The sequence below is a fragment of the Ensifer sp. NM-2 genome (assembly GCF_003024455.1).
Lineage (GTDB): Bacteria > Pseudomonadota > Alphaproteobacteria > Rhizobiales > Rhizobiaceae > Ensifer > Ensifer canadensis.
In genome coordinates this window covers 1-919 of the sequence record NZ_PVZR01000066.1, presented here as the reverse complement: position 1 = coordinate 919, position 919 = coordinate 1, and the positions used below count along the sequence as shown (strand labels likewise).

At 63.1% G+C, this 919-nt stretch carries 1 protein-coding gene; it reads right to left on the bottom strand.

The window, feature by feature from the left end; genetic code table 11:
* Positions 1–919: adenylosuccinate synthase (locus tag C6558_RS38760; protein WP_107028844.1), on the bottom strand; the 919-nt coding region annotated here is incomplete at both ends.

The window sequence follows — 919 nt, the reverse complement described above, 5'->3', positions numbered from 1 at the left end:
CTCAAAGGGGTCCGTCACAAGTATTGTGTCGTCCCGCTCCGGGCTGGTCGAAAGAAGAGCCACCGGTGCACCGATGAGTTCCTCGACCTGGCGAACATACTTGATCGCCTGTGCCGGAAGATCTGCCCAGCTGCGTGCGCCGACAGTCGATTCCTTCCAGCCTTCAAGTGTAATATAGACTGGCTTTGCCGAAGCTTGCTGCGCCTGGCTTGCCGGAAGATGATCGATCTGCTGTCCGTCGAGAGTATATCCGACGCAAATCTTCAGTTCATCAAGGCCATCGAGCACGTCGAGCTTGGTCAGCGCGATGCCGGTGATGCCGTTGGCAGCGACCGACTGGCGCACGAGCGCAGCATCGAACCAGCCGCAGCGGCGCTTGCGTCCGGTAACGGTGCCGAATTCGTGGCCGCGCTCGCCGAGGAACTGGCCGATCTCGTCGTGCAGTTCGGTCGGGAACGGGCCCTCGCCGACGCGGGTCGTATAGGCCTTGGTGATACCGAGAATGTAGCCGAGCGAGCCCGGGCCCATGCCCGAACCGGCGGCGGCCTGACCTGCAACGGTGTTGGACGAGGTTACGAACGGATAGGTGCCATGATCGATGTCGAGAAGCGTGCCCTGCGCGCCTTCGAACAGGATGCGGGCGCCCTTGCGCCGCGCCTTGTCGAGCAGCACCCAGACGGTTTCCATGAACGGCAGTACCTTGTCGGCAACCGAAGACAGCTCGAGCATGATCGCGTCATGGCTGATTTCCGGTTCGCCGAGGCCACGACGCAGCGCGTTGTGGTGCGTCAGCAGGCGATCGACCTTGGCCGGCAGGGTTTCGAGATCGGCAAGGTCCATCACGCGGATCGCACGACGGCCGACCTTGTCTTCATAGGCCGGGCCGATGCCGCGGCGGGTGGTGCCGATCTTGGTGCCG